Below are 5,641 nucleotides of genomic sequence, written 5' to 3'. Positions count from 1 at the left end.
GCCGCCATTCGCTGGTCCGCTATTTACGAGGCCGACCTGCATTCCGGGAACATCATCGATCTCGAAAGTGGCGTAGCGCAGAAGATCGCCGCAGCGGTCGCTCAGGCCATCAAGCCCCCATTGCATGCATCGTCGAAGGTCCCCTAAGGATGGTTCGGAAGCGGAAGATCCCGCCGCCGACCGGCAACGATATCGCCCTTTAGAGGTTCGCCGCTCGCGGCGCCTTCTTTGGCTTGAGTCAGCCCACGAGCATCCGCGTTCGTGGTGGCCGCACTGGGAAGCCTGGGTCGAAGCCAAGGATCGCAAGCGGGTGGCCGCGAGGGCGATCGGCGACGGCGAGCTAGTGGGGCATATGCGGACTGTCAAAAAAACTACGTTAAGAAACAAACACTCAGCGGACAGGACGGAACCTCTTGCGACGGAGCGCGCTATGCTCGCTCACTTCAAGGACGTGGTCGGCTCGCTCCCATTCGCGAACGGAACGAGGGCAAAGCAGAAAAGATAAATCCTATATATCCTTTGCGGTCAGCGCCTTGGTGAGTTGGGCAGGCATGGAGGGCACCCGGATGAGAACCACTAGTCTGACCACCGCTACAGTTGCTCTGATAGCCGCTCTCAGCAGCCAAACCGCCTCTTACGCAGCACCGTCTGGCAAGACGATCACCTGCCAGTTCCCGAAGACGGGCACAGTCAAGATCGACTACATAAAGAGTGGTCCGGCAGGAGTGCTGGTGACGATGAAGGGGCACACACGCGCCTACTCTGCGGGCGTCTACTTCCTCAAACCGCCTGACGCGAAGCTGCCAACCCTGACGTTCAAGGACGACATGAAGCGCTGGGCCCTACTCAACGGCAAGATGGAAGAGGTCGAGGTCGCGCAGTGCATGGAGACGCGCCCGTGAGCGTGAGCCTTGAGTTCCTGAAGCGGAAGGGCCTGAAGGTCGACGTGTTCGACAAGCGCGACTTGGGGCGCAACGACCGGTTCTGTTGCCAGCCATCGGGCATGGCCGCATTGGGATGAAGCCGAACATCGCCAAACTAGCCGGCGAGGAGATCGTCTTCGCCGACGAGTCCCGCCGGCGCTTCGATGCCGTGATCTACGCGACCGGCTATAGGACTTAGCTTTCCCTTCGTCGGAGCGGAGATCGCCGGTGACGGCGAGGCTACGCACGCGCATTATCGGCGGATCGCAGCGTGGAGCATCCGGGCCTGCTGTTCGCCGGGCTGGTCCAGCCGATCGGGCCGACGATTCCGCTGGTCGAGATGCAGTCGCGCTGGATTGCGGCCATCCTTGCTGGTGTCGTCACGTTGCCGTCGCCGCACCACCAGCGCGCCGAGATCGCCGCGCATCGCGAAGAACAGCGGCGAACCTATCTCGAAGCCGCCCGCTATGCGCTGGAGGTCGACTTCAAGTCCTATGCAAAGACGTTGCGTGGCGACCTCGCGGCTGCGACGGTGGCGCTTCCGCAAACGGGCCGCGAGCGCCCGACCGGAGGGGGGCATGACAAATCAGCGCTGGAAGCGCCGGCCGTATGGCTCGAACTGGGGCGATTTCGGGCCGGACGATCAGCTCGGCCGGCTGAACCTGATCACGCGCGAGAAGCGCCTGCAAGGTTTGGCCGAGGCGACGGAAGGAATATCGTTTTGCCTGAGTCTGCCGCTCGACCGGCCGGGCGGCAACATCCTGAGCCCGCGCCGCTACCCGCCGGCGTTGCGTCCGACGATCCGGGACAACCGACCCAATTTCAACTGCGTGCTTGTCGGCGATGAGAGCGACTGCACCGACGTTTTCAACGACGATCTGGCGATCCTTTATCTGCAATATTCGACGCAATGGGACAGTTTCGCCCATGTCGGCGCCCAGTTCGACGCCGATGGCGACGGCATTGCCGAGCGCGTCTACTATAACGGCTTCCGGGCTGGCATCGAGATTATCGGCCCCATAGAGGTCGGCGATGCAGGGCCCGGCGGTCAGGCCAGTACATCCAGCGCCCGTGCGCTGGGTATCGAGAACATGGCCGCCCACGGCATCCAGGGTCGCGCCGTGATGGTGGATCTGCGCGCCCATTTCGGGGATGAGCGCCGGCTCGTCGGCTATGACGACCTGATGTCGGTCCTGCTGGCCGATAACGTGACGGTCGAGGCCGGTGACGTGCTTTGCCTCCACACCGGCTTTGCACAGTGCGTGCTCGATATGGCCGCGCCGGATCCCGCCATCCTGCTCGGAACCTGCTGCGTCCTGAACGGTCGCGATCGGCGCTTACTGGAGTGGATCAGCGCGAGCGGCGTCGCCGCCATCGCGGCCGACAATTTTGCCGTCGAGGTGGTACCCGCGACCACTGGCGCCGAGCGCTGCTGCTCGAGCTTGCCACTGCATGAGCACTGCCTGTTTAAGAACGGGATACCGCTCGGCGAGCTGTGGCACCTGACGCCGCTGGCCGCATGGTTGCGCGAACATGGACGGTCGCGTTTCCTGCTGACCGCGCCGCCGCTGCGTCTGCCGGGTGCGGTCGGCTCGCCGGTGACGCCGATCGCGACTGTCTGAACCAGAGACAAGGCCATCCTGATGCCAAGCAAGGAACGCGTCCTCATCACCGGCTCGGCCGCCGGCATCGGCCGCGCCACGGCCGAACGCTGCCGGGCCGAAGACTACGAGGTCATCGGGATCGACCGCGACGGCGACGGCATCCAGGCTGACCTGTCAGATCCCGAGTCCACGGCCGCCGCACTTTCGGCCGCCTTGCGGGGCGGGCCGATCACCCGGCTCGTCAACAATGTCGGCATCGTGCGACCGGGACCGGTCGAAGAGCAAAGTTTCGCCGATCTCGACTTCGCCGTCTCGCTGAACTTGCGTTGCAGCCTGCAATGCCTGCAGGCGCTCCTGCCGGGGATGAAGCAGGCCGATTTCGCCGGGTAGTCAACATCGCGTCAAGGGCAGCGCTCGGCAAGGAACGGCGCAGCGTCTATGCGGCGACCAAGGCGGGTCTCATCGGGATGGCCAAGGTGTGGGCGCTCGAACTGGGCGGCCACGGCATCACCGCCAACAGCATCGGGCCCGGGCCGATCCGCACGGAGCTGTTCGAGCGCGCCAATCCGCCGGGAAGCCGGGCGACACAAGCCATCCTCGACGCCCTACCGGTGGGGCGCATGGGAGAGCCGGAAGATATCGCCAACGCGGCCGCCTTCCTGCTCGACGCCCGCAGCGGCTTCGTGACCGGGCAGACTCTCTATGTCTGCGGTGGCATGACCGTCGGCGCAGCAGGTAGCTGAAGGCAGACTATGAAACGGCTGGATTGCAAGTTCGCCATCTGGTCAGGCTGAATGTCAGCATTGTGGAAGTTCCCCGACAGCAAGTCTTGGTGCATCCGGTTGGCCGCAGCGGTTTGATGAATGTCCGGGCTCCATCCGCATTGACGTTGCCCCCAGGTTTTATCCAGCTGTGAGTTTGTTTCTGGCGGTTTGCATGCCCCTTTGGGCGGGTGAAGCGTCGGGCGTCGGCGCACTGCGGCGACGAGGATTCGCCGTCTACAAAGCTCAGGGAAAACTCGTGGCGCTATGAGAAAGACGGCAAGAGCCGCCACGGCGATTGGGATCCAAGGCTGCTAAGGAAGTAATTACGCAGCAGCGGCCTCCTTGATGGCCCCAGCAACCCATTCATTGAGGCTCTTGCCTTGGGCCGCTGCTGCAATGACCGCCGCCGCATGATCGTGAGGATCGAGGCGCACGTTGAACTTCCCGGAGAAGTTTCGGTGCGGTTCGATGTTCTTCTCCCGGCACATTTCAAGAAAGACGGCCAGAGACCTGCGGCCCTCCTCGATCAGGGACTGCACGCTTTCGGCGTAAAAGTCGGCCCCACCCTTCAAGCCGAGGAACTCGCCGCGAAACATCCGGATTTCAGGGTCGAACGTCAGGACAGCTTTCTCAGTGTCGATCTCAATCACGTTCTTCATGGTTTCACTCCGTTCTCATCAAGCCATTTGCGGATGCTGGCGACAGCGCCTTTATCGGTATCCGGCGAAGGGTGCGGGCGATGAAAAACGCGCACCTCTCCAAAGAGGAAGACACCTACCCGCGAGCCCTCCCTCGCTGACCTCAGCGCCAAGCGCCACGAATAAAGCTTCCATATCGGCCCATCGGATAGAGCCATTTACGGGCCGGGCGTAGCTCAGATCCAGCGTGGCTTTGTGCCGCTTCTTCATGCGAAATTAGTACCGATACTCAGTACCATTTGCAAGGCGGTGCTTGCGTGAAAGCCGCCGGGGCTTCATGAAAAAAAGGTTCGGTTGAATGGCGCTGATGGACGATGCCTTTGCCCTGATCTGCTGCCTCGGCAGGGTCCGGCTGGATTGCAGATAATGGCATTGTCACCGGGTAGCTCCGCGGCTTGTTTTGCCGTCTCCTTCGCCTGCTCCATCCGGAGCGCCCGCGGCTTCCGTCGGGTCTGCGTGTTCCGCTCCGTCGCCAGCTTCCTGAAATGCGCCAGATCGCTGACCAGGCGGGCGTAGGCGGCGACGTTCTTGAGCCGCAACTGCTCGATCACCTCCGGGCCGTGCTCTGCGTCATCGGCGGCGACGATTTCGATGATCGATGCGCCGAGGCGATCGCGGGCGTTGAGCAGGTTCCTTTGCCTCACGGCGGTCCCTCCAGCGCCCGCGCGCGACATGCGCGATTGGTGCGCAATTCTAGCAGGAACTAGCCGGCCGCACCCGGCGAAATGTGAGCACTCTGCGCCGGGACGACGTGCCGGCTCACGCGGCAAAATCCAGGCGCCGGCACCGCGTCGGACGCGGGTTTTCGTGCCGTTTGATGCCCGCAGGCGATCTGATTATGGTCTCGCCCCAAACATGTTCGCGCCCACAGGAAGCAGCATGATGCGCGCCTTGGGAATGGTTCTGGTCGCAGTCGCTATTTCGAATGGAATGGTAGCAACTCCAGCAACAGCGGCCGGGGATTTCCCACTTGCCTCTTGCGCTTTGTGGAATGGAACCATCGTCGAGCGAGAGGGCATCGACACCAGAACCTCAATGATCAAGGGCATCGTTACGAAAGCGGATCTTCAGGACTACTGCGAGCGTGACCCAGGCGGCGAGAATCAAGCCTCCCGGCAGCAAGTCAGGCATCAGCCAGTGCGTGGCGCGCCATCTCAAGACCGAGAGCGACGTGGAACTTCTTGCGATGGCGAACTGCCCTGCTGGCTTGCTTGAATTCCAGTACGGTTCCCAAGCGCCACGCCATCTGAAATTTCCGCTTCGACCAAAAGCCGACGTTTCCTGCGCTTCTGGTAATCCGCCGCTGATCGCGCAGTTCAAATTGCTATGTCCGAAAGCAGCCAGTCGGATGCGGTTGAACTAGGAGCCCGTCCGAGTAATCCTCTGGACGGGGTGGCTTCGGGATGATTCACTGGCTCATGGCCAAAGTGTTTCGCTCTTGGGATGTCGATCAGGGCTGGCTTTTGCCGCCTTCGCTGCATGAGTTCGTGCCGCCCGGTCACMTGGCGCATTTCGTCCGTGACACGGTGCGCGAAGGGCTCGACCTTTCGGCTATTATCGACAGCTACACCGAGGAGCGCGGCTATCCGCCCTACCATCCCGGCATGATGGTGGCCCTGCTTCTCTATGGCTACAGCCGTGGCCTGTACTCT

Annotated in this window: 9 protein-coding genes and 1 pseudogene; 8 read left to right on the top strand and 2 right to left on the bottom strand. The window is 62.4% G+C overall.

All coding sequences use genetic code 11. From position 1 onward, the window contains the following. Positions 1-737: 737 nt before the first annotated feature. The 6 genes and pseudogenes from AC1DGP_RS34650 (at position 738) to AC1DGP_RS34625 (ending at position 3,270) form a co-directional block, all read left to right on the top strand. A complete protein-coding gene (locus AC1DGP_RS34650; protein WP_476833233.1) occupies positions 738-902 on the top strand; it encodes a hypothetical protein in 165 nt (54 codons plus the stop codon). Further along, positions 899-1,021, top strand: a complete 123-nt coding sequence (locus tag AC1DGP_RS34645; RefSeq protein ID WP_476833232.1) for a hypothetical protein — start codon at positions 899-901, stop codon at positions 1,019-1,021. The genes AC1DGP_RS34650 and AC1DGP_RS34645 overlap by 4 nt, the downstream gene beginning before the upstream one ends. 173 nt (positions 1,022-1,194) lie before the next feature. Then, a pseudogene (locus AC1DGP_RS34640) lies at positions 1,195-1,371 on the top strand (monooxygenase); the annotation flags it as partial. Between the two features lie 130 nt (positions 1,372-1,501). Then, positions 1,502-2,545: a cyclase family protein gene (locus AC1DGP_RS34635; RefSeq protein ID WP_476833231.1), complete on the top strand. Its 1,044-nt coding sequence runs from the start codon at positions 1,502-1,504 to the stop codon at positions 2,543-2,545. A 21-nt stretch (positions 2,546-2,566) separates the two neighbouring features. Continuing rightward, positions 2,567-2,917: an SDR family NAD(P)-dependent oxidoreductase gene (locus AC1DGP_RS34630; protein ID WP_476833230.1), complete on the top strand. Its 351-nt coding sequence runs from the start codon at positions 2,567-2,569 to the stop codon at positions 2,915-2,917. Continuing rightward, complete coding sequence (locus AC1DGP_RS34625; protein WP_476769047.1) at positions 2,866-3,270, top strand: SDR family oxidoreductase; 405 nt, start codon at positions 2,866-2,868, stop codon at positions 3,268-3,270. Before AC1DGP_RS34630 ends, AC1DGP_RS34625 begins: the two co-directional genes overlap by 52 nt. Before the next feature lie 344 nt (positions 3,271-3,614). Here the strand turns inward: AC1DGP_RS34625 and AC1DGP_RS34620 are convergent, their stop codons facing one another. Both AC1DGP_RS34620 and AC1DGP_RS34615 read right to left on the bottom strand, forming a co-directional pair. Further along, a complete protein-coding gene (locus AC1DGP_RS34620) occupies positions 3,615-3,950 on the bottom strand; it encodes a type II toxin-antitoxin system HicB family antitoxin (RefSeq protein ID WP_476769046.1) in 336 nt (111 codons plus the stop codon). Between the two features lie 314 nt (positions 3,951-4,264). Beyond that, on the bottom strand, positions 4,265-4,663 hold the full coding sequence (locus AC1DGP_RS34615; protein ID WP_476769044.1) for a hypothetical protein: 399 nt from the start codon (positions 4,661-4,663) through the stop codon (positions 4,265-4,267). Positions 4,664-5,073: 410 nt separating this feature from the next. On the opposite strand from AC1DGP_RS34615, the gene AC1DGP_RS34610 reads away from it, so the two are divergent. Both AC1DGP_RS34610 and AC1DGP_RS34605 read left to right on the top strand, forming a co-directional pair. Next, entirely contained in the window at positions 5,074-5,352 is a 279-nt protein-coding gene (locus tag AC1DGP_RS34610) for a hypothetical protein (RefSeq protein WP_441638061.1), read from the top strand. 55 nt (positions 5,353-5,407) lie between these two features. After that, on the top strand, positions 5,408-5,641 hold a 234-nt coding region (locus AC1DGP_RS34605), incomplete at its 3' end, for a transposase (RefSeq protein WP_476833229.1).

The organism is Allobosea sp. 05T433 (assembly GCF_056396065.1).
The sequence above is the reverse complement of the archived record's forward strand: the minus strand, read 5'-3'. Positions and strand labels throughout refer to the sequence as shown.